The organism is Pseudomonas sp. R45(2017) (assembly GCF_002112305.1).
In the GTDB taxonomy this organism is placed as follows: Bacteria; Pseudomonadota; Gammaproteobacteria; order Pseudomonadales; family Pseudomonadaceae; genus Aquipseudomonas; species Aquipseudomonas paraglycinae.
The window spans coordinates 105,499-132,410 of sequence record NZ_NEHH01000009.1; the positions used below are offsets into that span (position 1 = coordinate 105,499).

22 protein-coding genes are annotated in these 26,912 nt (G+C 60.6%); 9 read left to right on the top strand and 13 right to left on the bottom strand.

The features are described 5' to 3' along the window. Positions 1–134 precede the first annotated feature (134 nt). The 5 genes from CAF74_RS21080 to CAF74_RS21100 form a co-directional block, all read right to left on the bottom strand. Positions 135–596 carry an N-acetyltransferase gene (locus CAF74_RS21080; protein ID WP_074691599.1) on the bottom strand — a complete coding sequence of 154 codons (462 nt, stop codon included), beginning with the start codon at positions 594–596 and terminating at the stop codon, positions 135–137. Between the two features lie 118 nt (positions 597–714). Then, positions 715–1,548, bottom strand: a complete 834-nt coding sequence (gene eutC / locus CAF74_RS21085) for an ethanolamine ammonia-lyase subunit EutC (RefSeq protein WP_371857353.1) — start codon at positions 1,546–1,548, stop codon at positions 715–717. Continuing rightward, the gene (locus CAF74_RS21090) at positions 1,545–2,939 is read right to left on the bottom strand and encodes an ethanolamine ammonia-lyase subunit EutB (RefSeq protein ID WP_085747638.1); all 1,395 of its coding nucleotides are present in this window, start codon (positions 2,937–2,939) and stop codon (positions 1,545–1,547) included. The genes eutC and CAF74_RS21090 overlap by 4 nt, the downstream gene beginning before the upstream one ends. An 80-nt stretch (positions 2,940–3,019) precedes the next feature. Beyond that, positions 3,020–4,390 (bottom strand): ethanolamine permease, encoded by a 1,371-nt coding sequence (gene eat / locus CAF74_RS21095; protein ID WP_085608773.1) that lies wholly within the window; start codon positions 4,388–4,390, stop codon positions 3,020–3,022. 202 nt (positions 4,391–4,592) lie between these two features. Then, positions 4,593–6,113 carry an aldehyde dehydrogenase family protein gene (locus tag CAF74_RS21100; protein WP_007958625.1) on the bottom strand — a complete coding sequence of 507 codons (1,521 nt, stop codon included), beginning with the start codon at positions 6,111–6,113 and terminating at the stop codon, positions 4,593–4,595. A 299-nt stretch (positions 6,114–6,412) separates the two neighbouring features. Between CAF74_RS21100 and CAF74_RS21105 the strand changes: the two genes are divergently transcribed. The 4 genes from CAF74_RS21105 (at position 6,413) to CAF74_RS21120 (ending at position 10,900) form a co-directional block, all read left to right on the top strand. Continuing rightward, a complete protein-coding gene (locus CAF74_RS21105; RefSeq protein WP_085747639.1) occupies positions 6,413–8,332 on the top strand; it encodes a sigma-54-dependent Fis family transcriptional regulator in 1,920 nt (639 codons plus the stop codon). Between the two features lie 297 nt (positions 8,333–8,629). Further along, on the top strand, positions 8,630–9,979 hold the full coding sequence (gene mpl / locus CAF74_RS21110; RefSeq protein ID WP_085747640.1) for a UDP-N-acetylmuramate:L-alanyl-gamma-D-glutamyl-meso-diaminopimelate ligase: 1,350 nt from the start codon (positions 8,630–8,632) through the stop codon (positions 9,977–9,979). Then, entirely contained in the window at positions 9,976–10,623 is a 648-nt protein-coding gene (gene ubiX, locus CAF74_RS21115; protein ID WP_007958630.1) for a flavin prenyltransferase UbiX, read from the top strand. Before mpl ends, ubiX begins: the two co-directional genes overlap by 4 nt. Continuing rightward, positions 10,616–10,900, top strand: a complete 285-nt coding sequence (locus CAF74_RS21120; RefSeq protein WP_085747641.1) for a YceK/YidQ family lipoprotein — start codon at positions 10,616–10,618, stop codon at positions 10,898–10,900. The genes ubiX and CAF74_RS21120 overlap by 8 nt, the downstream gene beginning before the upstream one ends. 43 nt (positions 10,901–10,943) lie before the next feature. On the opposite strand, the gene CAF74_RS29070 is transcribed toward CAF74_RS21120, so the two are convergent. From CAF74_RS29070 to CAF74_RS21145, 4 genes are all read right to left on the bottom strand, one after another. Further along, positions 10,944–13,529 (bottom strand): hypothetical protein, encoded by a 2,586-nt coding sequence (locus CAF74_RS29070; RefSeq protein WP_139832927.1) that lies wholly within the window; start codon positions 13,527–13,529, stop codon positions 10,944–10,946. Between the two features lie 244 nt (positions 13,530–13,773). Continuing rightward, on the bottom strand, positions 13,774–14,415 hold the full coding sequence (locus CAF74_RS21135; RefSeq protein WP_007958634.1) for an oxidoreductase: 642 nt from the start codon (positions 14,413–14,415) through the stop codon (positions 13,774–13,776). A 27-nt stretch (positions 14,416–14,442) separates the two neighbouring features. Further along, the gene (locus tag CAF74_RS21140; RefSeq protein ID WP_085747644.1) at positions 14,443–16,170 is read right to left on the bottom strand and encodes a C13 family peptidase; all 1,728 of its coding nucleotides are present in this window, start codon (positions 16,168–16,170) and stop codon (positions 14,443–14,445) included. Positions 16,171–16,280: 110 nt separating this feature from the next. Next, complete coding sequence (locus tag CAF74_RS21145; protein ID WP_085747645.1) at positions 16,281–16,736, bottom strand: MaoC family dehydratase; 456 nt, start codon at positions 16,734–16,736, stop codon at positions 16,281–16,283. Between the two features lie 193 nt (positions 16,737–16,929). On the opposite strand from CAF74_RS21145, the gene CAF74_RS21150 reads away from it, so the two are divergent. Genes CAF74_RS21150 through CAF74_RS21160 form a run of 3 tightly spaced genes read left to right on the top strand, consistent with a single transcriptional unit; the run spans position 16,930 to position 18,609 of the window. Continuing rightward, positions 16,930–17,292 (top strand): CidA/LrgA family protein, encoded by a 363-nt coding sequence (locus tag CAF74_RS21150; RefSeq protein ID WP_007958636.1) that lies wholly within the window; start codon positions 16,930–16,932, stop codon positions 17,290–17,292. Beyond that, on the top strand, positions 17,292–18,008 hold the full coding sequence (locus tag CAF74_RS21155; RefSeq protein WP_007958637.1) for an LrgB family protein: 717 nt from the start codon (positions 17,292–17,294) through the stop codon (positions 18,006–18,008). The genes CAF74_RS21150 and CAF74_RS21155 overlap by 1 nt, the downstream gene beginning before the upstream one ends. Before the next feature lie 10 nt (positions 18,009–18,018). Then, the gene (locus CAF74_RS21160; RefSeq protein WP_085747646.1) at positions 18,019–18,609 is read left to right on the top strand and encodes an LON peptidase substrate-binding domain-containing protein; all 591 of its coding nucleotides are present in this window, start codon (positions 18,019–18,021) and stop codon (positions 18,607–18,609) included. Between the two features lie 12 nt (positions 18,610–18,621). On the opposite strand, the gene CAF74_RS21165 is transcribed toward CAF74_RS21160, so the two are convergent. Both CAF74_RS21165 and CAF74_RS21170 read right to left on the bottom strand, forming a co-directional pair. After that, positions 18,622–20,100 carry a hypothetical protein gene (locus tag CAF74_RS21165; RefSeq protein ID WP_256578398.1) on the bottom strand — a complete coding sequence of 493 codons (1,479 nt, stop codon included), beginning with the start codon at positions 20,098–20,100 and terminating at the stop codon, positions 18,622–18,624. 196 nt (positions 20,101–20,296) lie between these two features. Next, positions 20,297–23,746 carry a calcium-binding protein gene (locus CAF74_RS21170; protein WP_256578399.1) on the bottom strand — a complete coding sequence of 1,150 codons (3,450 nt, stop codon included), beginning with the start codon at positions 23,744–23,746 and terminating at the stop codon, positions 20,297–20,299. 166 nt (positions 23,747–23,912) lie between these two features. On the opposite strand from CAF74_RS21170, the gene CAF74_RS21175 reads away from it, so the two are divergent. Together CAF74_RS21175 and CAF74_RS21180 are read left to right on the top strand one after the other, a co-directional pair. Then, on the top strand, positions 23,913–24,122 hold the full coding sequence (locus CAF74_RS21175) for a hypothetical protein (protein WP_256578400.1): 210 nt from the start codon (positions 23,913–23,915) through the stop codon (positions 24,120–24,122). Positions 24,123–24,170: 48 nt separating this feature from the next. Beyond that, the gene (locus CAF74_RS21180; RefSeq protein ID WP_085747648.1) at positions 24,171–24,749 is read left to right on the top strand and encodes a hypothetical protein; all 579 of its coding nucleotides are present in this window, start codon (positions 24,171–24,173) and stop codon (positions 24,747–24,749) included. Here CAF74_RS21180 and CAF74_RS21185 read toward each other — a convergent pair. Both CAF74_RS21185 and CAF74_RS21190 read right to left on the bottom strand, forming a co-directional pair. Next, positions 24,746–26,062: a bifunctional DedA family/phosphatase PAP2 family protein gene (locus CAF74_RS21185; protein ID WP_085747649.1), complete on the bottom strand. Its 1,317-nt coding sequence runs from the start codon at positions 26,060–26,062 to the stop codon at positions 24,746–24,748. The two genes, CAF74_RS21180 and CAF74_RS21185, sit on opposite strands and share 4 nt — an antisense overlap. A gap of 54 nt (positions 26,063–26,116) precedes the next feature. Next, positions 26,117–26,812 (bottom strand): DNA-3-methyladenine glycosylase, encoded by a 696-nt coding sequence (locus CAF74_RS21190; RefSeq protein ID WP_007958648.1) that lies wholly within the window; start codon positions 26,810–26,812, stop codon positions 26,117–26,119. Positions 26,813–26,912 lie beyond the last annotated feature (100 nt).

Below are 26,912 nucleotides of genomic sequence, written 5' to 3' on the forward strand. Positions count from 1 at the left end.
AAGATCGGGATTATACGGGCAGAGGGGTGAAAAGCGCGTTGGTTTTGTAGCGGGGGATGTCGGTGTGAATAAATGTCGGGTTGGCATTCATTTTGGGGAGGGAGTCTGCTCCCTCCCCGCAGGGCACCCCGCGATCAGAGTTCTTCGCTGATCGGCAGCACGTAGTTCTTGAACTCGGTGTCTTCCTTGAATCCGATGGATTCGTAGGTTTTCTGCGCCACTTCGTTGTCGGCACTGGTGGAGACGCGCATGCGCACGGCCTGGGTTTCCTTGGCCATTTTCTTCGCGGTGCGGATCAGGTTGTCGGCTACCAGCTGGCGGCGGGCGTCTTCGGCGACGTAGATGTCGTTGAGGATCCACACGCGCTTGAGCGACAGGGAGGAAAAGCTCGGGTAGAGCTGGCAGAAGCCCATGAGCTTCTTGTCGTCGTCATCGGCCAGGGCCAGGTAGATCACCGATTCCTTGCGTCGCAGGCGCTTTTCGAGAAAGGCCCGGGACGAGTCCGGGTAGGGCAGGGAGCCGTAGAACTCGCGGTACTTAACGAACAACGGGGTCAGCAAATCCAGGTGTTCGAGGGTCGCTTGGATAATCCGCATGGTAGGTCTCGTCCTTCAAGTGGCTGTCTTCACGTGGGGCTGACGGCATCGGGAAACCTTGGGCGGCCGTGCGTCGATCCTGCCTCAAACCGGCGCAGAAAGGCAATGCGGAAACGGTTCAGGCTGGGGGCGGATCGAGTAGGAAATTACTCTTCATGTCTGCACCGGCTTCCGATTCCAGCGTCTGAACCTGCGCTTCGTCCTTCAGATTGACGCCCGACAGCTGGCGCCGACAGGCTTCGCGCATCAGGTACAGCAAGCGATGCGCCGCCATGCCGTAACTGAGCCCTTCCAGCCGCACATTGGAGATGCAGTTGCGGTAAGCATCCGTGAGGCCGACCTTTGGATTGTAGGTGAAATATAAACCCAGGCTGTCCGGCGAACTGAGGCCCGGACGCTCTCCAATCAGCATCACGACCATTTTCGCGCCCAGCAACTGGCCGATTTCATCGCCAATCGCCACCCGGCCCTGTTCCACCAGTACCACCGGCGCAGTCGACCATTCGTCGGCGCTCATCTGTTCTTCCAGGCGGGTGAGAAACGGCAGGGTATGCCGATGCACCGCCAGCGCCGACAGACCGTCCGCCACCACAATCACCAGATCCACACCGCCCGGATGCGCCTGGGCGTATTCGCGCAGGGTCTGGGCCGATTGATCGCTCAATTTGCGCCCCAGATCCGGGCGTTGCAGGTAGCTGTTGCGATCCACCGCCGCGCTGTGCAGCAGCAGACTGTCACGCTGGCGCTCGGTCAGTTGGGCGCTGAGCCCGGCGTGATCGAACGGCAAATGCACCGCGTCCCGAGCCTGGGCGTGGGCGAACTGGAAATCCAGCTGTGCACGGGTCGGCAGGCTGGTGCCGGTGCGGCCGAGGGCAATGCGCGCCGGGGTCAGACGACGCAGCTCCAGCCACGGGTTTTGCGGATCGACGGGCGGTTTTTCCATCTGACTCATCCCAATTGCGCCAAGGCCTGGCGAAAGGCCGGCGGCAGGTTGTTGCCGAAGCGGACCTTGCCGTCCGCCTGGGTGAAGATGCCCATGTTCGCCAGCCACCGCTCGAACTCCGGCGCCGGTTTCAGGCCCAGGGTCTGGCGAGCATAGAGCGCGTCGTGGAACGAGGTGGTCTGGTAGTTGAGCATGATGTCATCGGAGCCGGGGATGCCCATGATGAAGTTGATCCCGGCCACGCCGAGCAGGGTCAGCAGGGTGTCCATGTCATCCTGGTCGGCTTCGGCGTGGTTGGTGTAGCAGATGTCGCAGCCCATCGGCACGCCGAGCAGCTTGCCGCAGAAGTGGTCTTCGAGGCCCGCGCGGATGATCTGTTTGCCGTTGTACAGGTATTCCGGGCCGATGAATCCTACGACGGTGTTCACCAGAAACGGCTTGAAATGGCGCGCCACGGCGTAGGCCCTTGTCTCGCAGGTCTGTTGATCGACGCCGTGGTGGGCATTGGCCGACAGGGCGCTGCCCTGGCCGGTTTCGAAATACATCAGGTTCTGCCCGAGCGTGCCGCGATTGAGGCTCAGACCCGCTTCATAACCTTCCTGCAAGATGTTCAGGTTGATGCCGAAACTGGCGTTGGCCGCTTCGGTGCCGGCAATCGACTGGAACACCAGATCCAGCGGCACACCACGGTTGACCGCTTCTATAGAGGTGGTGACGTGGGTCAGCACGCAGGCCTGGGTCGGAATGTCGTAGCGCTGGATGATCGCGTCGAGCATTTCCAGCATTGCGCAGATCGAGGCGATGCTGTCGGTGGCCGGGTTGATGCCGATCATGGCGTCGCCGTTGCCGTACAGCAGACCGTCGAGAATGCTCGCCGCGATGCCGGAAGGTTCGTCGGTCGGGTGATTGGGTTGCAGCCTTGTGGATAACCGCCCACGCAGGCCGAGGGTGCCGCGAAATTGGGTGACGACGCGGATCTTCTGCGCCACCAGCACCAGATCCTGCACGCGCATGATCTTCGACACGGCAGCGACCATTTCCGGTGTCAGGCCGGGGGCGAGGGCGCGCAGGCTCTGCTCATCGGCCGCTTCGCTCAGAAGCCAGTCGCGAAAGCCGCCAACCGTGAGATGGCTGACGACTGCGAAGGCCTGTTTGTCATGGCTGTCGATGATCAGTCGGGTGACTTCATCGGATTCGTAGGGGATCAGCGCTTCCTGCAAAAAATGCGTGAGCGGGATGTCGGCCAGCGCCATTTGCGCGGCCACCCGTTCGCCATCGTTGAGCGCGGCGACGCCCGCCAGGAAGTCCCCGGAACGTGCAGGGCTGGCCTTGGCCATCACTTCCTTGAGGCTGTCGAAGCGATAGGTCTGGGCGCCGACGGTATGGGCAAATGCAGCCATGGGGCGCGTTCCTCCTGAATGAATGCTTTTAGTGCGGGCACCGAGCCCGAGGCCCGATGCCGGTGCAGCTCAGTTAGCGTTTAGATACCTTCGAGCATAGCGTCTGCCGGTGCTTCGGAGCGTTGCTTGGCGGTCAACTGGAAGTACAGGTAGCCGGCGGCCATGAAACCCAGGAACACACAGCCGATCAGCGTGTTGAACCAGGCCATCGCCACCAGGCACACCACCGCCAGGAACAGCGCGATGGCCGGCACCACCGGATAGCCCGGTGCGCGGAAGGTGCGCTCCAGATTCGGCTCGGTTTTGCGCAGTTTGAACAGGCTGAGCATGCTGATGATGTACATCACGATGGCGCCGAACACCGACATGGTGATCATCGCCGCCGTCAGGGTCATGCCTTGCAGGTTGACCAGACCGTCGCTGTAGATCGCCGCGATGCCGATCACGCCGCCGGCCAGAATCGCCCGGTGCGGGGTCTGGAAACGCGAGAGTTTGGCCAGGCCTTTCGGCAGATAACCGGCCCGGGCCAGGGCGAAGAACTGCCGCGAGTAGCCGAGGATGATCCCGTGGAAACTCGCTACCAGCCCGAACAGGCCGATCCACACCAGCATGTGCATCCAGGTCGAGTTGTTGCCGACCACCGCTTTCATCGCCTGCGGCAGCGGGTCGTTGATGTTCGACAGTTGACGCCAGTCGCCGACGCCGCCGGCCATCACCATTACGCCGATGGCCAGGAATACCAGGGTCAGGATGCCGCTGACATAGGCCCTTGGAATCGTGCGTTTCGGGTCCTTGGCCTCCTCGGCCGCCATGGCCGCGCCTTCGATGGCGAGGAAGAACCAGATCGCGAAGGGAATCGCCGCGAAAATGCCCGGAATCGAGCCCATCGTGAACTCATTGGCACCCGACCAGCCGTTCAGCACGAAGTTGCTGAAGCTGAAGCCCGGCGCGACCACGCCCATGAATACCAGCAATTCGGCGACGGCGAGCACGGTCACTACCAGTTCGAAGGTCGCGGCGATGCTGACGCCAAGGATGTTCAGTGTCATGAACACGAAATACGCGCCGACTGCCGCGAGTTTCGGATCGAGCCCCGGATATTGCACATTCAGATAGGCGCCGATGGCCATGGCGATGGCCGGCGGGGCGAACACGAATTCGATCAGGGTGGCGATGCCGGCGATCAATCCGCCTTTCTCGCCGAACGCCCGACGGCTGTAGGCAAACGGCCCGCCCGCGTGGGGGATCGCGGTGGTCAGTTCGGTGAAACTGAAGATGAAGCAGGTGTACATGGTCGCGACCATCAGGGCCGTGACCAGGAAACCCAAGGTTCCTGCGGTGCCCCAGCCATAACTCCAGCCGAAGTATTCGCCGGAAATCACCAGGCCGACGGCAATGCCCCAAAGGTGCAGGGTGCCGAGTGTGGGTTTGAGCTGTGTGGTGGAAGTCATAAGTCCTCTCTGTCTTTTTTATTGTTCGATCTGTTGGACTTTCGGGTGCAGCGGTTGAGTGAGTGGATGCTGTTCACGCAGCGGCAGTGTTCACGCAAATCCTGAATGACGGGTACGCAAGGCCCGTGCCAGAGCGGCCAGGCCAGGAAGTGTCATCGGGATTAAAAGGGCGACACCGATATTTCGGTGCCGCCCTTGGTTTTTAGAAGAAGCCCAGCGGATTGATGTCGTAGCTCACCAGCAGGTTTTTGGTCTGCTGGTAGTGGTCGAGCATCATCTTGTGGGTTTCACGGCCGACGCCGGACTTCTTGTACCCGCCGAACGCGGCGTGCGCCGGGTACAGGTGGTAGCAGTTGGTCCACACACGACCGGCCTTGATGGCGCGGCCCATGCGATAGGCGCGGTTGATGTCGCGGGTCCAGAGGCCAGCACCCAGGCCGAACTCGGTGTCGTTGGCGATCGCCAGGGCTTCGGCTTCGTCCTTGAAGGTGGTGATGCTCACCACCGGGCCGAAGATTTCTTCCTGGAACACGCGCATTTTGTTGGTGCCCTTGAGCAGGGTCGGCTGGATGTAGTAACCGGAAGCCAGGTTGCCTTCGAGTTTTTCCACCTTGCCCCCGGTCAGCAGCTCGGCACCTTCGCCCTTGGCGATTTCCAGGTACGAAAGGATTTTGTCGAATTGCTGCTCGGACGCCTGGGCGCCGACCATGGTGTCGGTGTCGAGCGGGTCGCCACGTTTGATCTGGCTGACTTTCTTCATCACCGCTTCCATGAACTGCGGATAGATCGACTCCTGAACCAGTGCGCGGGACGGGCAGGTGCAGACTTCGCCCTGGTTGAAGAACGCCAGCACCAGGCCTTCGGCAGCTTTTTCGATGAAGCTCGGCTCGGCCTGCATGATGTCTTCGAAGAAGATGTTCGGCGACTTGCCGCCCAGTTCAACGGTGGACGGAATGATGTTTTCGGCGGCGCATTTCATGATGTGCGAGCCGACCGGTGTCGAACCGGTGAAGGCGATCTTGGCGATGCGCTTGCTGGTGGCGAGGGCTTCGCCGGCTTCTTTGCCGAACCCTTGCACCACGTTGAGCACGCCCGGTGGCAGCAGGTCGCCGATCAGTTCCAGCAGCACGCTGATGCCCAGCGGGGTTTGCTCGGCAGGTTTGAGTACCACGCAGTTGCCGGCGGCCAGGGCCGGCGCGAGTTTCCACGCGGCCATCAGGATCGGGAAGTTCCACGGGATGATCTGGCCGACCACGCCCAGCGGTTCATGGATGTGGTAAGCGACGGTATTGCCGTCGATCTCGGCGGCGCTGCCTTCCTGGGCGCGCAGGCACCCGGCGAAATAGCGGAAGTGGTCAGCAGCCAGCGGGATGTCGGCGTTGAGGGTTTCGCGGATGGCCTTGCCGTTGTCCCAGGTTTCGGTGATCGCCAGGGTTTCGAGGTTCTGTTCGATGCGGTCGGCGATTTTCAGCAGGATCAGCGAACGGGCCTGGGCAGAAGTGGAACCCCAGGCGTCGGCAGCAGCGTGGGCGGCGTCCAGGGCCTTTTCGATGTCTTCGGCCGTGGAACGCGGGAATTCGGCAATCGGTTGGCCATTTACTGGCGAGGTGTTGGTGAAGTACTGACCTTTGACAGGCGCGACGAACTCGCCGCCGATGTAGTTACCGTACTTGCTCTTGAACGAGACTTTGGCGCCTTCAGTACCGGGGTGAGCGTAACGCATGATGTTCTCCTTGGCTGTTGTACTTATCAGAGAGACGCGCATGAGCGCTTGCTATAAGCGTAGAGCAAAGGTCGGGCCACTGCCGTGCAGGTCAGGCAAATCAAGGCTTTGCGAGATTTGTGTCGGACAAGTGGCAAACGTCTGTGGCGGTATCGGTACAGCCTGGGTGACAGTTTGTACCGCTTCTGGCACAACCCGTGACCGGGCGGTCTTGCCAGCATTGCAAAGACCGGTTGGCTGGAGGATGCTGGGCACCACTTCACGCATGGGCCGATGAGCCTCGGGGAGAATAATAAGAAATGCACGACAACCATTTGAGTCGCCATGCCCAACAGGTTCTCACCGTCACCCAGGGCAAGCCGCACCTGCATGGCCCCGGTGCCGACCCGTCGATCGCCCGCTCGTGGCTGCGTTGTCTTGAGGACTATCACCTCGACCCGGCCCTGACCATGGCGCCGACCGTGCTCGAACACGGTCGAATCCTCGAAAGCCGCGAGCGTTTGCAACAGGTGTTGCAGATTGCCGGCAATGAAATGAGCAGCCTGCATCAACAACTCTCCGGCGCCGGCCACGCGGTGCTGCTGACCGACGCGCGCGGGGTGATCCTCAACTGCGTCACCGCCCCCGCCGAACGCAAGATTTTCGAACGCGCCGGCCTGTGGTTGGGTTCCGACTGGAGCGAGGCCTGCGAAGGCACCAACGGCATCGGCACCTGCCTGGTGGAACGTCAGGCCCTGACGATTCATCAGGACGAACACTTTCGCGGTCGTCACACCGGCCTGACCTGCTCGGCGAGCCCGGTGTTCGACCCGCACGGTGAACTGCTGGCGGTGCTCGACGTTTCCTCGGCTCGGCATGACGTCTCGCGGCAGAGCCAGTTCCACACCATGGCGCTGGTCAATCTGTCGGCGAAGATGATCGAGAGCTGCTACTTCCTGCGCTGTTTCGATAACCAATGGTTGTTGCGTTTTCATCTTCAGGCCGAGTCTGTCGGGCTGTTTAGCGAAGGGTTGCTGGCGTTTGACGGGGAAGGGCGGATCAGTGCGGTCAATCAGAGTGCATTGAACCTGCTCGGGCACATCCGTGGCGGCTTGCTCGGTAAACCGGTGGAGGCGTTTTTCGACTGTTCGCTGGATGAGTTGCTCGGGCGCGCCAGTGCCAATGCCAGTGCCAGTTGGCCGCTGCGTACTCGCGATGGGCGGCATCTGTTTGCGGTATTGCGCGGCGAAACCCGTCGGCCGCTGCCAGCAGTGCCGGTTCCGGCGCCTTTGGAAGCGCCGCGTCTTGCGGGCATTTGCCTTGGTGATGCGGCGTTGCAGTCGGATTTCCGCAAGTCGCTGCGGGTGTTCGAGCGTGACGTGCCGCTGCTGATCAACGGCGAAACCGGTTCTGGCAAGGAAGCATTCGCCAAGGCTGTGCATAACGCCAGTCAGCGCGCCGGCAAAGCGTTCGTCGCCCTCAACTGCGCGGCAATTCCCGAAAGCCTGATCGAGAGCGAACTGTTCGGTTATCGCGGCGGCAGCTTCACCGGCGCGCGCAAGGACGGCATGCGCGGCAAGCTGCAGCAGGCCGATGGCGGCACGTTGTTCCTCGATGAAATCGGCGACATGCCGCTGGCTCTGCAGACTCGCCTGTTGCGGGTGCTGGAAGACCGGCAGGTGGTGCCGATCGGCGGCGAGCCGGAAGCGGTCAACGTGCGAATCATCAGCGCCACCCACCGCAATTTGCTGGAGCGGGTCGGTGATGGCAGTTTCCGGGAAGACCTTTACTACCGGCTCAACGGGCTGGAAGTGGCGCTGCCGCCGTTGCGCGAGCGCAGTGACAAGTCGCAGCTGCTGGATTTCCTGCTGGCCGAAGAGGCGGGCGGGGAAACGATCCTGATCGACGAACCGGCGCGCCAGGCTTTGCTCGGGTTCAACTGGCCGGGCAATGTGCGGCAGATGCGCAATGTGCTGCGCACGCTGGCGGCGTTGTGCGATGAGGGGCGGATCGGGCTGGATGATCTGCCGGCGATGTTTCGGCATGTGCAGCCGCTGTTGGTGAAAGCCGATGAAACTGCATCCGAACATCCGCTGGAAGATGCCGAGCGGCTGGCCTTGCTCAGTGCGCTGGAGCAAACGCGCTGGCACATGACCCACACGGCGCAGCAACTGGGCGTCAGTCGCAATACGCTCTATAGAAAGTTGCGCAAGCACGGGATTGAGCGGCGTGTCAGTTAAAAGCCCCTCACCCTAGCCCTCTCCCAAAGGGAGAGGGAACTGACCGCGGTGTCTTTTGGCATACATCGACCTGAGCGACCGAGTCGATTATGGATTCGGGCCGGAGTTCACCGTGATGTGTCAGGTCGGCGTACCTCGAGAGAACACGACGGTCGGTTCCCTCTCCCTTGGGAGAGGGCTAGGGTGAGGGGGCGATCTCAAGTCGGACACAAGTTCAGACCTCCACCCTCAATCACCTAAAGAGTGCCATTTCCCCCTCCCTGCGCTAACCTGCGGCCATGTTTTACGAGGTCGACTATGCACATTCATATTCTGGGTATCTGCGGGACTTTCATGGGCTCGATGGCGGTTCTGGCCAAAGAGCTGGGCCATCACGTCACTGGCTCCGATGCCAACGTCTATCCGCCGATGAGCACCCAGCTCGAAGCCCAGGGCATTCAGCTGACCCAGGGTTACGACCCGGCGCAGCTTGATCCGGCACCTGATCTGGTGGTGATCGGCAACGCCATGTCCCGCGGCAATCCGGCAGTGGAATATGTGCTGAACAAAGGCTTGCCGTACGTGTCCGGCCCGCAATGGCTGGCCGACCATGTGCTGCAAGGTCGTTGGGTGCTGGCGGTTGCCGGTACGCACGGCAAGACCACCACCAGCAGCATGCTCGCCTGGGTGCTGGAGTACGCCGGCATGAGCCCGGGTTTCCTGATCGGCGGCGTGCCGCAGAATTTCTCGGTATCGGCGCGTCTGGGCGGCACGCCGTTCTTCGTGATCGAGGCCGATGAATACGACAGCGCGTTCTTCGACAAGCGTTCGAAGTTCGTCCACTACCGTCCGCGCACGGCGATCCTCAACAACCTCGAGTTCGATCACGCTGACATCTTCCCCGATCTGCCGGCCATCGAGCGGCAGTTCCACCACTTGGTGCGCACCATCCCGAGCGAAGGCCTGGTGATTCACCCGACCACCGAACCGGCCTTGCAGCGTGTGATCGAGATGGGTTGCTGGACCCCGGTGCAGACCACCGGTGCCGGCGGTCAATGGCAGGTCAAGTTGCTGAAAGACGATGGCTCGGCGTTCGAAGTGATGTTCGAAGGCGTGTCCCAAGGCGTGGTCGAGTGGGAATTGACTGGCCAACATAACGTTGCCAACGCCCTGGCCACTCTGGCCGCAGCACGTCACGTCGGCGTTGTGCCGTCGATGGGCATTGCCGGATTGAGCGCATTCAAGAGCGTCAAACGCCGGATGGAAAAAGTCGCGGAAGTGCGCGGCATCACCATCTACGATGACTTCGCCCACCACCCGACCGCGATTGCCACCACCCTTGATGGCTTGCGCAAACGTATCGGCGATGCGCCGCTGATCGCGATCATCGAGCCGCGCTCCAACTCGATGAAGCTCGGCGCCCACCGTGACGGTCTGCCGGACAGCGTGGTCGATGCCGATCAGGTGATCTGGTACGCCCCGGCCAACCTCGGCTGGGATCTGGCAGGCACCGCCGCACTTTGCACCGTGCCGTCGATTGTCAGCGATTCGCTGGAAGGCATCATCGAACGCGTGAAGAGCCAGGCTCAGCCCGGTACTCACGTGGTGATCATGAGCAACGGCGGCTTCGGCGGCCTGCACGGCAAACTCGCCGAGGCGCTGAAATGAACACTCGTCTGGCGAGCAATGGCCCGGAACGCATAACGCTGGCGATGACTGGCGCGTCCGGCGCCCAGTACGGCTTGCGCCTGCTGGATTGTCTGGTGCGCGAGGATCGCGAGGTGCATTTCCTGATCTCCAAGGCCGCGCAACTGGTTATGGCCACCGAGACCGACGTGTCGCTGCCGGCCAAGCCACAAATGATGCAGGCGTTCCTCACCGAATACACTGGCGCGTCCGCCGGGCAGATCCGTGTGTACGGCAAGGAAGACTGGATGTCGCCGGTGGCCTCGGGCTCTGGCGCCCCCGCCGCCATGGTGGTGGTGCCGTGCTCGACCGGCACCTTGTCGGCCATTGCCACCGGCGCCTGCAACAACCTGATTGAGCGGGCGGCGGACGTCACCTTGAAGGAGCGTCGCCAGTTGATTCTGGTGCCGCGCGAAGCGCCGTATTCGAGCATTCACCTGGAGCACATGCTCAAGTTGTCGAACATGGGCGTGACCATCCTGCCGGCCTCGCCGGGCTTCTATCACCAGCCGCAGACCATCGATGACCTGATCGATTTCGTGGTGGCGCGGATTCTCAATCTGCTGGGCATTCCCCAAGACATGCTGCCGCGTTGGGGCGAACACCATCTGAGCAGCGATGAATAAGCTGCTGGCGATGCTGCTGATCTTGCAACTGACCGGCTGCGCCACCGTGCGCACGCTCGATGCCGCCAAGTCCGGCGCGCCGGTGGTGTATTCCGGCACGCGGCTGGATCTGTATGCGATGAATGGCGGATGTTGCGCGATGGATCGATTCGGCGCCGAGGCACCGAGCTATCCCGGTGTGGATCTGCCGGCCAGCGCATTGCTCGATACGCTGCTGTTGCCGTTGTCGTTGCTGACGGTCATCGGTGTAGGGTTTCAGGCGACTGGCGGGTTATGAAAATCAATGGCACGACCCCGCAGGGGCGTGCCATTGAAGCTCCCTATAACGTGATCGTTTCGGGCGGAAAGACGATGTCGTCAGAGAATATGTCCTGTCCCGCCGGCAATTCGATAACGCGCTTGCCGGCGTTCGCCACTTCATCGATCAACCCGTCATATTCGTCCCGGTTCAATTCTCCTGCCCGCGTGCGGGACTCAATGGCGTCGGCAGGGTTTTGATCCGATCCCGTGGCGTGCTTCAACGCCTGCAAATGGATATCTTCCACTGTCGCCGCGCGGGTCATGCCCGAGTTGACCAGCCAGACGCGCCTCGACGTGAAACCGATCGACGACATCGAAACATGCCCCTCCATTTTCATGCTCGGGAACCACGTTTTGCCGTCCGCGGGGCTTCGTTCGAGCCGCGTCGGGTTGTAGACGCGATTGTCCTGTCCCGCAACGACTTCCACATTGCGGGTATCGAGCAGGTAGCAAAACCGGATGCGTTGAGCGGGGGGCGTCGAAGTGCCGCTGGTTGTCTGGTGCGCCTCTATGCCTGTCACTCCTCTGGTTTCATTCGCAAAGTCCATGGCGGTCTTCAGGCTGAACATTGCACTGACGGGTGTCTCGCTCGTGGTGCCCACAGCCGATACCACGCGTGGGACCATGGCCCCGGGCCGGGCTATTTCGAAAGGTGTCCGGTCATCCACTTTGAACACGGCAGGAATGTCGGTTCTGTACAGATAATTGTGCGTGTTGCGCTTGAAGCCGCTGAGCCGCAACAGCTCCTGAAAGAAGGGTTCGGTCAGACTCGCCTTCAGCAGGCTGGTGCCTTCTCCCTGATTTCTCAGCTGAATGATTTCAGCATCGATTTCCGGCAGAAACGGTTCGAAGAGTTTTTCGTTGGTTACCAGCCGGGTGCGATCCTGATAGGTCTTGACCCATCCAGGCATTTCATCATTGATCAGGTTCTTGAACTGCCCTGTCGGCGACAGCTCCTTGCACAGTCGTATTAGTTGCTGGACGGAAAGATTGTAGGGCTGGAACCGGGCGAGGATTTGCTCTCGTGTTTTGAGCGGAGAATCAGGGTTGGTCCACAGCCGCAGGTAGTCGAACAGTTGTTCACGCTGGGAAGGGTATTCCCGTTGTTTGACCCACGCAGGCGGTTTCTGATGCAACGCAACCTCCTGACGAAAGCGCACGATGTCGGGTCCTTCGATTCTGTAAAGGTTCCAGATGTCGATGTCCCGCCAGAACGGGCGCAGAACATTCTCTTTGTAGATCGGATAATCGGTGGCTTTGACGACAATCAGGCTGGCGCCTTCACGAAACGCCAGTTGGGTGAGAGGTCCATGATTGTCATTCAGGCCAGGCTTGCGCTGCATCTCGACATAACCATGGAAATTCGACTTGTCGAGATCCCAGGTGTAGTGGCGCTGATCACCGTAGGCAATCATGGCGTCCGCTGTCCTGGACGTGTCGGGTGTTGATGGGCGTGGAGAGGGCGAGCCGGGTGTTGGCGGGCTTGGCAATGGCGTTTGTGGGCCAGATGGGCTGCGGTGCAAGGTGACGGACTGGAGGTGTTCTGCCCATTGGGCTGGGGTGCGGTTCTGATGGTTCAGGAGGCTGTTGAACAGGTCGCGATCCATGTCCATGCCAGACCAGCGGTACAGCTCGTCAAACAGGTAGGCGTTTTCCATCCGTTGTGTCCGAACGGTAGCCCATAGAGGTTTCTTCCCGGTGCTGTGCGCTTCGCTGCGGAAGCGGGTGATTTCTGCGCCCTGTATCCCGTAGAGATCCCAGATATCGCGGTCTGTCCAGGCTGTTAACAGTTCGGCTGGCTGATCGATTCGCGAAGCGGAAGGCTCGACACTGACAAATGAGCCGCTTTCGTCCATGAATGCATGATGCAGCGGCGGTCCGACCTCTTCGGTCCGGCGCATTTTTCGGTGCAGGACCACATAGCCATGGTGATTGTTGGCCTTCTCGTTCCATACGTAATGTTGGGTATCGACGTAAATCGGTGCAGTGTTCGGCTGCGTCCTGGCCGGTCCCGGCAGGTGGGGCTGTGCTGCGTTATCGTCGGTATTGTCTGCCTGCCGGTGTACCGTGGACTCGAGGGCCTGACTGATAACCCGCGGCTCAGCGACCCGCCAGGTATTGCTTTCGGTGTCGAATTGCAGGACGGGGCCCGACGCCTGCGCTTCCTGTGGGCGCATAGCTCGGTAGGTGCCGAGGCCTTCGTCCCAGGCCACCATGACCGTCGTGGTCGTGGTGTATTGCACCTCGGCATAAATGCGTCCCCTGTGAACCCGCAACCCTTCGGTGTTGACGGCGGGTAATCGCGTTCGCAGTTGCGCCGGTAACTCGTAGTGACGGATCGATCCGCTCGCGTGTGGGTCGCTGGATGAGCTTCCTTGAGTGTCTCCAGCCGGGTGGGTCAGATCCTGAATCTGTATCGCGGGCAATGTGTCACTTGAAGAAAGTGGGGCAGGCGCCTCCGTGGGGCGGCTGGCGCTGTCTGTTTCCGGGGATCGAATCAAACCCGGGAAATCATGACGCTGGGTCGGCGATGTTTCCGGAGTCGACCTGTCGAGGGTGGGTGGCGTTTTGCTGGTGCCTTTCGACGTTTTTGTTTGCGGTGCCATCAAGGAGTCCTTTCATTGATTGCCTGACGTGCTGTGGTGTCATCCCATGGCGGAATGGCCGTAGACGCAGGTGTGCTGGAGGGCACGTTATCCATGAAAGGGAAGGGGCACGTGGTAGATAGCTACGACACGCGGGTTGATTCGATTCACTTTATTTCGAATGTCGGCCAGTTCACGCAAGATCCTCAGGCTTCATTGGAAATGGTTACCCGGGATCCGCGTTGAACCGCTGTGGCGAGTGAGATTACTTGCCGAGTTTTCTCAGTTCGTCCGACTCGACAATCCGCACACCATCCTGCTCCTCCAGCGCCAGACGCCACATGGCGCGGGCCAGTTGGCAGGCTTCGATGCCACGGTATTTGCCGGGGATCAATTTAGAGAATGGCGCGGCGAGCTGTTCGCCCAGACGGGGCTCGCTGCGTTCGCCGAGCAACAGCGATGGCCGGCAGATGGTCAATTGCGGCCAGTCCTGCGCGCGCAATGCGTATTCCATTTCGCCTTTTACCCGGTTGTAGAACACCGAGGACCGGCGATCGGCCCCCAGGGCGCTGATCACGATCAGGTGCCGTGCTCCCATCTCCCGGGCGCGCTTGGCGAATGCCACCACCATGTCCAGATCCACGGCGCGAAACGCTTCTTCCGAGCCGGCCTGTTTGATGGTGGTGCCGAGGCAGCAATAGGCAATGTCGACCCGACCGGCCAGTTGCGGCAGGAAGGTCTGTGGATCGCCGACCGGGTTTTCCAGATGCGGATGTTCAGCCAGCGGCCGGCGTGAGGGGGCAAGGACGCGGCTGATCGTCGGCTCGTTGAGCAGGCGGTCGAGCAGATGTTCACCGGTCAGTCCGGTGGCTCCTGCAAGCAAGACATGCTGAGGCGTCAAGTACATAGTGTCTCTCCCTTGATACTGTTCAGCTTAGTTGCTCTTTATCGCTCCGTCGTTCAACGCAGCACTTTGCAATGCTTTTCTCGCTTGCTGTTTACGCAGCAGTTGCCAGTGCGCCAGCACGGTTTTCGGCGCCCAGATCTGCGGTTCAGAGGCTTCGAAGTTGTCCGCCAGTTCCCGTTCGGCGACGGTGGCCCTGGCCAGTTTGAAGGCTTGCTCCAGGTCGTCGGTCTGGTTCAGCGCCTGGGCAAACAGGGCATCGCCGAAGTAGGTGAAGTTGGCCTCCTCGGAGCAACCGAACGACACGCGATCGGCGCGCGAAGCAGTCATGATCAGCGTGCGTTCATCCTTCAACGCCGGAATGAAGCCACCGGAATAGCACGAGGAGATGACGATGATCTTGTCGCGATTCTTCAGCGGTGCGAGCACGGCGGCGAGTTCGTCGGCGGGCAGGTCGGCCAGTTCCATGCGCGGTTGGTCGAGCACCAGTTCGTGTTCGGCGGTGCCGTGGCTGGTCAGGTAAATGAACACCAGGTCTTCCGGGCCGCTGCGCTCGGCCAGGGTCAGGGCTGCGCGGCGCAGGTTCTCGCGGGTGGCCATCGGCCGGTCGCCGAGGTGGTCGCGATGGTTGACCAGGCGAATCTGGCCAAACGCGCCGAAACGGCTGGTGAGCATGTTGGCCACGTAATCGGATTCGCGCAGGAACACGCTCTGCTTGCCGTCGCCGCCGAGGGTCAGGGTGTACAGCTCCACTGCCGGGGTCGAGGCCGGCACATTGGCCAGCGCTTCATCGAGCAGGCGACCCTGGGCCAGCAGGCCGAGTTCTAGGGTGTCCGGCAGCAACTTGCCGTCGGCATCGCGTACCCGCTGGCCGTTGATCCAGGTGCCGCTGAGCACGCTGCCATCGGTGAGCACCAGGGTGCCGCGTCCGGAATAACTGTCGCTGTCGAATCCACCGACGTAGAAGCTGCCATCGGACAGGTTCAGGCGACCCTGACCGCTGAAGCGCCAATCATTGAAGTAACCGATGTAGTGGCTGCCGTCGGCGCCGATCAGTTCGCCCTTGCCGGTCAGCGCGCCTTCCTTGAACTGCCCGAGCCAGACATCGCCATCGGCGTTTTCGTAGCGACCCTTGCCGTGCAGTTGATTGTTCTTGAAGCCGCCGATGTAGATGTCGCCGTCGGCACTGTTGAAGGTGCCGTTGCCTTCGAGCTGGCCGTTGACGAAATGACCGGTGAACTGATTGCCGCTGGCATCACCGCGCTGGCCTTCGCCGTTGGGTTTGCCGTGGGCGAACTGGCCCTGATAGGAACTGCCGTCATCCAGCTCGAGGCGACCGAGCCCGGAATACTGGTCGGCCTTGAATTCGCCGCGATAGGTCATCGCGTTTTCTTTAAGGGTGCCTTCGCCGTCACGTCGGCCCAGCTTGAAACCGCCGGTGTAGCTGCCGGCCGTGGTGGTCAACGTGCCCCGGCCGTCGAACAGCCCTTGCTGGAAGTTGCCGCGATAGACCTCGCCATTGCTGCCGTGCCATTCGCCCTGACCATGCCATTGCCCCTTGTCGAACGCCCCGGCGTACCAGCTGCCGTTGGGGTAGTCGACCCGGCCCTGGCCTTGCAGCAAACCATCGACCAGTTCACCGCGATAGCGGCCGCCGTCGGGCAGGCGTGCATCCGGCGGCAACAGCGATTCGCCGTCGCCACACGCGGCCAGCAACAGGGTCAAGGCAAGGGGAGCAAGAGGAGCGAATGAGCGCATAGCGGGATCCGGGCAATTAGGCGACCGAGTATGCCGCAGCTATGTGACCTTATACAGCCGGCGGGGAGGAGCGGATGCGAAACAGCGTGAGCCGCTTCGCATCCAGGCGCTTAAACGAAGCAGAGCGACAGCGGTTCGGCGATGTAGGCCGGTTTGTCCGAGCCTTCGATCTCCAGGGTGGCGGTGGCCTTGAGCAGCCACTGGCCAGGTTTTTTCTCGGTCACTTCACCGAGGTCGACCTTGAGCCGGACCTTGGAATTGACCTTGACCGGCTGGATGAAACGCACGCTGTCCAGGCCGTAGTTGACCACCATCTTCACGCCTTGCGGCAGGATCAGGATGTCTTCCATCAGTTTGGGGATCAGCGACAACGACAGGAAACCGTGTGCAATGGTGCTGCCAAATGGCGTTTGCGCGGCTTTGATCGGGTCGACATGGATGAACTGGTAATCCCCGGTGGCTTCTGCGAACAGGTTGATGCGCTCCTGATCGATGGTGAGCCATTCGGAACGTCCGAGTTCCTTGCCGACATAATCTTTGAGCTCTGCAACTGGAACATAGGGCATTGAGACTCTCCTTGGGTTCATCGGTTTTATAGTTTTTCAGGTGGGGGATTTGACCGCCCTGCGAACCACTGTAGATCATCATGGCGATTTGCTCAGGTCAACCGACCATGCTTTTGGCGAATGCCGATCCATAGCGCAGGCGTGCTTATAATGCGGGCGACTTGCGAGGCGAAAAGTAAGACGGAGATGACGGATGTTGCTACGCGGCCTGACCATGCTGGTGCTGTTTCAATTGCTCGGCACGGCCCTCAATCATTTGCTGTTGCCGGTACTGCCGGGGCCGATCATCGGCCTTTTGCTGTTGCTGGTATTTCTGATCGTGCGCGGTGAAGTCGGCGAGCCGCTGAACCTTGCGGCCGGCAGCCTGCTGCGTTATCTGCCATTGCTGCTGGTGCCGCCGGCGGTGGGCGTGATGGTGTATGCCACGGCGATTGCCGCGGATTTCTGGGCCATTGTCGGTGCGCTGGTGGTCTCGCTGATTCTGTCGATGGCCTTCGCCGGCGTGCTGATGCAACGGCTGGTCAAGCGCCACGCGCCGCATTCGGAGGAGTCCTGATGCTGTTCGACTGGCAAGGTGCCTGGGCTTCGGTGATTCACCATCCCCTGTTCGGCATCGGCATCACCCTCGGTGCCTATCAACTGGTGCTGGCGGCATTCGAGAAAACCCGCTGGATCTTTCTGCAACCGGTGCTGGTCTCGATGCTGTTGGTGATCGGCGTGCTGGTCGGCTGCGGCCTGACCTACGCCGAGTACCGCAAGAGCACCGAGATCCTCAGTATTCTGCTGGGCCCGGCGACCGTTGCGCTGGCAGTGCCGCTGTATCTGAATCTGCGACGCATCCGGCAATTGTTCTGGCCGATTTTTACTACGCTGGTGATAGGCGGCGTGGTCGCCACGGGCATGGGCGTGGCGCTGGGCTGGTGGTTCGGTGCCGATCACATGATCCTGATGACCATGGCGCCCAAGTCGGTGACCTCACCGATCGCCATGCTGGTGGCCGAACAGATCGGCGGTGTCGCAGCATTGGCGGCGGTGTTCGTGTTGATCACCGGGGTGATCGGCGCGATCTTCGGCCCGGCGTTGCTGACCCGTCTGGGCGTGCACAGCCCGGAGGCGCGCGGCATGGCGCTGGGCATGACGGCACATGCGGTCGGCACCTCGGTGGCGTTGCAGGAAAGCGATGAGTGCGGCGCCTTCGCGGCGCTGGCGATGAGTCTGATGGGCGTGGCCACGGCGGTGTTCCTGCCGTTGGCGGTGTCGATGGTGGTGTAAGGAAATGTCTATGAGTCTGCCGCTTTTTCCGCTGAACACGGTGCTGTTTCCCGGCTGCAATCTGGATCTGCAGATCTTCGAAGCACGCTACCTGGACATGATCGGCCGCTGCATGAAACAGGGCGGCGGGTTCGGCGTGGTGTGCATCCTGGAAGGCAGCGAAGTCGGCGTCGCGCCGGAAGGTTTCGCCATGGTCGGCTGCGAAGCGCGCATCACCGATTTCCAGCAGCAGGACAACGGACTGCTGGGCATCCGGGTGCAGGGCGGGCGGCGCTTCATCGTGCAGAGCACCGACGTGCAGCGCGATCAATTGATCATGGCCGAGGTCGAGTGGCTGGACGAAGAACCCGAGCAACCGCTGCAGGATGAAGACGCCGATCTGGTGGCGCTGCTCAAGGCTCTCGCCGAGCACCCGATGGTCGAGGCGTTGAACATGGGCATCGAAGCGGCGGGGCAGCAATCACTGGCCAATCAGTTGGCGTATCTGCTGCCGTTCGCCGAGGAAGACAAGATCGATTTGCTGCAACTCGACGACCCGCAGCAGCGACTGGATGCGATCCAGGCGCTGCTCGATGAATTGCAGGGCGAGTTGTTCGCTTAAGACTCGACTCGGTTATACGGGCCAGACGATGTCATTGGCGAACCAGTCCCGGCCACCTGGAAATGCAAGGATCGGCTTGCCGGCCCTGGCCACCGCATCGATCAACGCGTCGTATTCATGTTGATTGGAAATGCCGCTGTGGGTCCGCGCCTCGATGTCATTGCCGATGTAGCTGGTTTGGGCTTGAGCGGCGACATCGTCGACCTTGGCGGCACGCGTGAAGGTCGAATCGAGCAGCCACAGACGCTCTGATTCGATACCTCGCTTGGACGTTGAAATCAGGGCTTCGAGTTCGTCATCTGGAAACCAGGCATTCTTTTCCCGTGCCGCCAGATTGAGCAAATGGTTCTCTTCGTTGAGGACCACCTCCATCCTTCGGGTATCGATGACGTAAGAGAAGATGAACTGCTGATCGTGGCGGATCGTCTCGTAATTGCGTTCGGTGTCCAGTTCTACGTCCGATGCATCGGACCAGTCGTTGTCGGAGTTCCCTGACTCGTTGTCCGATTCACCCGGTTTTTTGCCGGGATATTTGTTTCTCTGGCTGTTGTAGCGCAGGTACTGCGGATCGGGAGCCTCGGTGCCCCTGGCGCCATATCTCTTGACCAGCTGATGGCTGACCGTGGCACTGATCGGTTTTTCGGTCGTGGCGCCGCGCGGGTGTTTCAGTCGAGGCAGCATGCGTCCGTCGTTGTAGAACTCGAAAGGCGTGCGTTCATCGGCCCTGAACAGACCCGGAATATCCGTGCGATACAGGCAGTCGCTGCTGTTGCGCAGGTAACCGAGTCGGGTCAGAAAGGCGTCGAGAAATTCCCGGGTGACGCTTTTGTCGAAGTCGATCAGGTCGCTGCGCAGTGTTCCGTTCCGCACGGGCAGTAGCAGCGGTTCGATTTCTTCATACAGTTGATCGAAGCGGGTCGGATCGTTCTCGTCCCGAGAGCGTAAGTGATGCTGCTCGGCCCACTCCGGCATCACCCGGGGATTGGCGGTCAGATCACTGTGCAACCGGATGTGTTGTCGTGGCGACAGGTTATAGGCGCGCAAAAACTCGACGCGCTGGCCGAGCGTCATCAGTGGATGCATCGTGAGCAACGAGTCGTTCAGCAGTCGGGTGGTGGCTTCATGCGCCGACAAAGGAGAGGTCTGCGCTTGTTTGGCTGGCTGCGGCGTATCAACGTCACTGACCTGAGAATGGGGGCGTTTCGAGGGGGTATGTGAGGCCGGGCTCCAGGTCGATTCACCGGTATTTCTGTAGAGCGCCGGCCCGGGAGACAGCTTTTTGTACAGATCCATGGCCCGAAAGGTGCCCAGGTTCGCATCGAATTCCACATACACCGTGCCGCTGTCTTTCACATCGACGAATGCTCGCCCGACGATGTAGCGCAGACCCTCCTCGTTGGCCGGTTGCAGGTTGCGCAGCAAGCCGGGGTTCAAACGGTAACTGTCCAGTCCGGTCGCCGTTTCACGGGAGGCGACCGGCAGGTCAGACACTTCGATTTTCGGTGTGTCCGCGAGGGGCGGGGTGTGTCCCGGGTTTCGTGGATGCGCGGCTGTCAGGTCTGGCAACGAATGCGGTAGCTGTGGGTCTGGCGCTTGCGGTCGCAATCGTGGGAGTTCAGCAAGCGAGTCGGCGGGCGTATTACCCTTGGAAAAGCCTGGCGGCGAGGGTGGTTTTGGTCGCATGGTGTCATTCCTTGACGATGATCAGGTGCTCGACAGGTATCGAGCGGGTCGGAGCGGTTTCGCTGCTCCAGACGTTGGTGGCAATGATGTATGAAATCTTGCCGGCAGCGGTTTCGCTCAGGCGAATGTGGTGAACGGACACTTCGTCGGACTCAAGCTCTTCACGCCGTTGATGCTCACAAATGTCCTGGGCGATGGCCTGAACCGATGGGTAGGCTCGGGCATTGATGGCGCACAGACCGATCACCTCGAACAGTGCATTGATCCGATAACGGTTTCCCGAGGAGACCACGACTTCGATGGTTTCCAGTGGCGTCAGCGGATCGTTGCTGTCCGGCAGTTGAATCCGGATGCTGCCGATTCTGAGCAGGTTGTCCTTGATGGAAAGATCGCGGTGGCTGATCTGCTCTTGCAGATGTTGCGTGTGAATGAACCAGGTGGAAGAGCCCGAGACGTTGGCATCCGCTTCTGCGGTGGACAGCCGGATGGACGTGGCGCTGGCGGGAAACAGTTCATAGCTCGACGATCGTCCCTCCAGCCAATAGGTCGTATTGTGCTCGGCTGCCTGAAAGTCTACCCGCTGCGAGGTTGCCTTCAGCGTGCGCTTCTCGACAGAGGGCCTGACGAAAATATACCGGCCGGCTCGCTCGCGCAGCGAGGTGCGGCTTTGCACTACGGTATAACCCGGGTTCCTTGCGTCGTTTAGATACGTGGGATGCGGAAAGTCGAGGTGATAGGAAATCCCGTCTCGCATGACCAGCGTCATCGGGTGAATCATCTGCCAGCCGGAGGCCAGGATTCCGGCTCCCATGTCGCGTTTCTTGCCCGGATTTTCTCTTGCAGCACCGTGCAACGAAAGCAAGCCACCACCCTGGTGGAATGTGATGGTGTAGTGAATGTCCGAGTAGCTGAGCTGCGTGAATGCGTTTGGCCTTGTTTTTGTAACCGTATAAATCGCCCTGACTTCGTCGATTTCCGTGCTGTCGCGGTCGACGTACAGAGTGCTTCGGGTCGGATTTGCGTGTGGCGTTGCCATCAGGATTGCATGACGGATCTGGCGCGAGATGAAGTAGTACGAGTGCGGTTTGTTGGAAATCCTGCGAGGGCGATCATTGACCGGCACCGGCGAGGATTTCGTTGTGCCGACGGTCAGAACGGTCACTTTCACGGTCAGGTCGGCCAGGTCCGGGGTATCGGCAGGCCACGCCGGCAGCAAGTGGTAGCCGTCCTGTGTAATGAGCGTCCATTTGTCGTTGCGCAGGGTGCGTTTGCCATCGACCGTTCGGTACACCGCCTCCAGCACCAGTTCCCGCATGGGCGACCGGATGTCGTCGTCGCGCAGGGATTCAATGACCAGCGCGTCATTGCGCACGTACCAGCGCTGGATGGCTTCGAGCGTCACGCCCAGATAGACCGTGCTCGGTTCCTGACCATCCTCGTGGAGGGAAACCTTGAGGCAGTTCGGGGCAATTTCGTAGGTGTCGCGGCCGCTGCCTCCATCGACGGTGCCACGAAGGCCGCGGACGGCGATGCGGTCATCGCCGGCTCCGGCATCGACGCGGTCATCGCCATTGGCGGCAATGGTGTCGGCGTGGTCGGAACCGGTCACGCGGTTGAGCGCGCCGGCCAGTGTCTCGACCTTTTCGATGGACTTGAAGGTTGAATGCAGCACCGGTTCAGCCGCTGGGTCTGCAGGACGCACCGCCAGCCTGCCTTTTTTCAGGTCGACATCAAAACCGATATGGCGCGGCGGGCTAGCGAGAGGGTCTTGGTTTTTATGTTTGCCTTGCAGCCAGAGCAGGTCGGTGCCGTCACCACCGGACAGCTCACTGACGGTGGTCGGGTCATCAGACAGCGCTTCGGAAGCCGACTGAAACAGAAAGGAATCATCCTTGTTGCCGCCGTCCAGGGTTTTACGGCCACTGGCATAGCTGAAGAAATTCGGCTTGTCCTCGACGCCTTGCACCGTGTCATGGCCGCCGCCCAGATTCCAGAAGACCCCTTTCGCCGGGTCGCTTTTCCCACTGGCGATGACAGCGTCGGAGTCGGGTAATCCTTTCCTGGCGTCGTAGGTGTCATCCGTGTCGCTGACGACAGGGCGGTTTTCGCTGGTATAGGGCGTTTCGCCTTTGCTTTCATCCCATTGGAAACGATGGAGGCGAGTGGGCTGCAACGTAACCTCGAAACGGCCATTGACGATCACATCGACGCTTTCCTTGAACTCATTGTCGAGCCAGCCGAGACTGCGCGTCTTCAAGGCTTTGGCGTAGTCGCTTGTGGTCTTGGCGACCAGGTAGCGCTCCATCAGCGCCTTGTCCTGGCTTTGTCCGGTGAACGCGAACCAGCCGGCACGCCAGCGTTCGTTCACGGTCAGTTCGATGTAATCGTCGATGTCGTCGACCATGCGGGCGGCGCCGTAGATTCGGGCACCGACAATCATGATCGCCGCTGCTGCGATCCCCACCGGGCCAGCAGCTTGAAAGCCCATCAGTGCTGCGCAGCCAAGGGCAATGGACAGGGCACCGCTGAACACGCTCAAGCCGCCGGTGACGTACAGATCCTGAGCTTCCTTGCCCTGGGCCCTGGCCGCATCGTTGAAGGATTTGATGGCGGTGTAGATATCGAAGGGCAACGTCAGCACGCTGGCGATCAGGCCTGCGCCCCGGCACAGCCATTTGCCCATGGTGGTCTTGCCGAATTGTTCGAGGGCCATGGAACCCTGACGGATCATCTGTTCGCCGGTCTTGTTCAGCGCGTATTCGAGGCCCAGTGAAGTGATCTCGGCGAGAGCGCCGCCCACATTGATCAGCACTTCTCCCATCTGACCTTTCTTGAGGCCGTCGATGGCGCCCATGTAGGCGCTGTACAAACCGTAGGCCTGCAGCCCGGCGCCCATACTGGTCATGCCGCGACTCTTGGCCTTGTCTACCCAGCCCGGCAAATGTTCGGGCAGCGGGCTTCTGTGGATATCCAGGTGTTGGGTGGCGGTCAGCAGTTTGCTGATTTTCTGCATGGGGTGCCCGGCGTCACTTGTGGACATTTCACGCAGAAGCGGTGCTGCTCCCGGAGAACGGAGCGTGACGATTTCGTAGAGCAATTGCGGGACCCGTTGGTGCTCCTGACCATCGACTGACTTGATCCGCTGCTCAACCTGGGCGGGATCGAATTGCAGCCCATCGATAAAGGCCTGATCGGGCTCGGGGAAGTACGTGTTGGCTGCTGTAATGGCCTCGCCGTTGACCCGGGCACCCAGCGCCTGAAGTGTCTGGCGGCTCACGGTCAGTTCGCCAAATCGCAGGGGCCCGAACAGTTTGTCCAGATCACTGAGGTCGGGAACTTTACCGGGCGTTGTATCGGTTTTGGCCGCTGTTGAATTTGATGGAGTGATAATGTCGGAAATTGTTATGGAGGCTGTAAGAATAGTTTCAGGATTGATGTTAAAGGGTTTGGCCAAAATCAATACTCTTTGATGAAGTGTCGGGTGACTTTGGCATGAAGGATGGTTGTGTTCGGTTGTTATTGTTTTTCCGTTTGTATTGTTGTTTTTTGTATTGTCTTTGAAGTGGTTTGTCGGGTGCTTTTGATTTAGCGTTGAACCCGGCTCGCAGGAAGCGGGTTTCATGAACAAGGAGAACGATGTGACAATTTATGAAGATGAATGGGCGTTCTGGGATGATATTGCCGGGAAGTATATTTTTAAACATGCAGGCGTTGATCTGAATACCGACATTGTCCTCAAGGCCGCCGGCTACTACGCGGATTCCATGGTGCTTGAGCGCCGCAAACGCAGACGTGTGAAGAACGATCCGGCCCAGGCTGCTGGTAAATGAAATCCTGTCTGTTGTTCAGTCCGTTTTTAACAAGAAGAGAACCTTCACATGTCTGATGCCAATAATATTACCTTCACGGGGCAACTGTTCGCGGATGGACTTCCGCTGGTGCTCAATTATCAAGTCATGGAACAACGTTTGAAGCAGCCGCGGATCACCACGGGGCAGAGGTTGAATGCGGAGATTTCCCTGAATGACGAAATCAGTTCGCCAATCGTGACACTCGCGGATCATGATGATGCCGAGCCGCTGTTATTGGAGTTTGTTCCGGATTATCAGGGGCGATATGCCCTTAATGTCAAAACGGCCGGTCGTTACTTTAATTGGCAGCTGCGACTTGATCAAAGTACAAGGCATCTTCTGGCCGCGAAAAGTGGCGGTAGTTACTTTGAGCTGGAAACGTATGCCGGAAAGCTCAAGTCGTTTGGTGACCTGCCGTCCAATCCGGTTTCTGTGGCGCTGTTCAGCGTAGAGAAGAAGATGCGCCTGTTTCAGCATGAGACAAAGGAAGGGCTCACCTACTTCCTGGACAAGAATCCGAACGACACCGGGCACAATGCCTACAACCCTTCGTCGGTGTCGTTCGTCTTGAGGACCAATCCTTCGCTACTGTCTGCCGTCGCCTAGTACGAATAGCGCAGCAAGGTATGCGGTAAGTGTCGCAGCACGAAGAAACCGAACAGGGCGACCAGCGCCGGCAACACCAGCCACCAGACTCTCTGCGGCATGGCGCCGAGCGGTGATTGCCGTTGGCTGAGCCAGAGCCCGGCGGCGCACACGCACGCGGCGAGCATGGCGCCGGCCAGCACATCCGTCGGCCAGTGCGCGCCCAGATACACCCGCGACAGGGCAATCGCCAGTGCCGGAATACAGCCGACCAGCAACCAGGTCAGTCGCAACCTCGGCGGCTGCCCGCGTCCGGCCAGCACAGCCAGAGTCAGGAACAGCGCGAACGATCCGGACGCATGGCCGCTGGGCATGCTGTAACTGGTGAGCGGGTCTGTCAGTACTTCCGGGCGCACCCGGGCGAAGAACATCTTGGTGCCGGTGTTGGCCAAGGCCGTGACGAGCAGGGTGCCGCCCACGAAGATCGCGTGGCGCCACTGGCGGCACAGCAACAGCAGCGCAGTCAGCAGGGCGCTGAAGAGCAGCATGTTGCGGAATTCACCGATCAGGGTGAAAACCACCGCGACTTCATCCAGCGCCGGGCGGCGGTGTTCCTGCACCAGGGTCATGACGCCCTGATCGAGGGCGGTCAGGTACGGGTAACCGATGAACAGGCCGATCAGGCTCAACAGGCTCATGCTGCTGATCCAGATCGTCGCCCGCCGATGGCGGCGCAGGCTGCTGTTGGCGCTCAGGCCGACCATCACCGCGATGCTGCCGGCGACAATCCCGGCCTGCAGCCAGAAACCTTCCGGCAACGGCAGGCGAATCGCCGCCCCGGTGGCCCAGCCCGGCAGCAGGTAGGCGAGGCTCCAGCCGGCCGCTGCCAGCAGACTCACGGCCGCGAAGCGCGGGAAGGGCATGTCGCACATCCCGGCGACCATCGGCAGCATCGGCCGCAGCGGGCCGATGAAACGTCCGACCAGCAGGCTGGCGATGCCGTAGCGTTGGAAGTAGGTTTCCGCGCCGGCCATCCATTCCGGGTGATGGCGCAGGCCCGGCAGACGCCGGATGTTCTGGTGGAAGTGGCGGCCGAGGAAATACGAAATCACGTCGCCGAGAATCCCGCCGAGGAAACCCAGCAACAGGGTTTCGCTCAATGACAATGCACCGCTGCCGGCCAGCACCGCCACAGCAAACAGCAGCACCGTGCCGGGCACGATCAAACCGGCAATCGCCAAGCATTCCACGCAGGCCACGACAAACACTGCAGCGGCCAGCCACTGCGGATTGGCGGCCAGCCATCCGGTCACGCTATCGAGCCATGGGCCCATACAAACCACTCCATTTCATTGATGTCCCTGATCGGCGAGCCGAAGGGTGTGCATTCACAGCAAAAAATAATCGCGACCTTCGACCTGACCCCGACGCAGCGGGTTCCGCGTGCACCACTGGGCATAGGCGGCATCGACGAAGCGATACATCAAGTGTTCGTCACGGCCATGGGGAATGCCCAGTCGGGTGGTCTGAATGACGTGGGTCGGAGCCGGTCCGGTATCTTCCACCAGCAGGATTTCATGGTCGAAGCGCTTGGCATCCCACACCGGCACTTTCAGCCCCAGCGCCTTGCACAACAGCGTCTGTCCGGCACAGAGTTTCTGCGACGGACGCGGGCGCCCCTGGGCATCGGGGTTGTTCAGCAGCATCTGCGCCAGACTGGCCGGGCCACTGATCTCGTCGACCCACGGATAGGCCGATTTGATCAGCACTGCATTGCCCGGACCCTGCGCGCTGAAGTTCAGCGAATCGCCGCCACGGGCGTAGTACATATAGATGTGGCCGCCGTCCAGAAACAAAGCCTTACGCTTTTCTGTGTAGCCGAGGGACGCGTGGCTGCCTTTTTCTTCGCAGTAATACGCTTCGGTTTCGATGATTCGGGCGCTGAGCCACAAATCGCCGACGCGGTGGCGGATGACTTTGCCGAGCAGATCGCGGGCCAGTGTCTGGGCGTCACGGTCGAAAAAGGCGTCCGCAAGGCCGACAGGCTGGCGCGCGGAGGTGGCGCGAACGGTCAGGTTGGACATGGCAAACAGTGTTTATCCAGGCGGAAGAGGGCGTGATGATAACAATTCACGGCTTAATCCCGGCTGAACGTCGGCAAATCGCCGTCCATTTCGACCATCC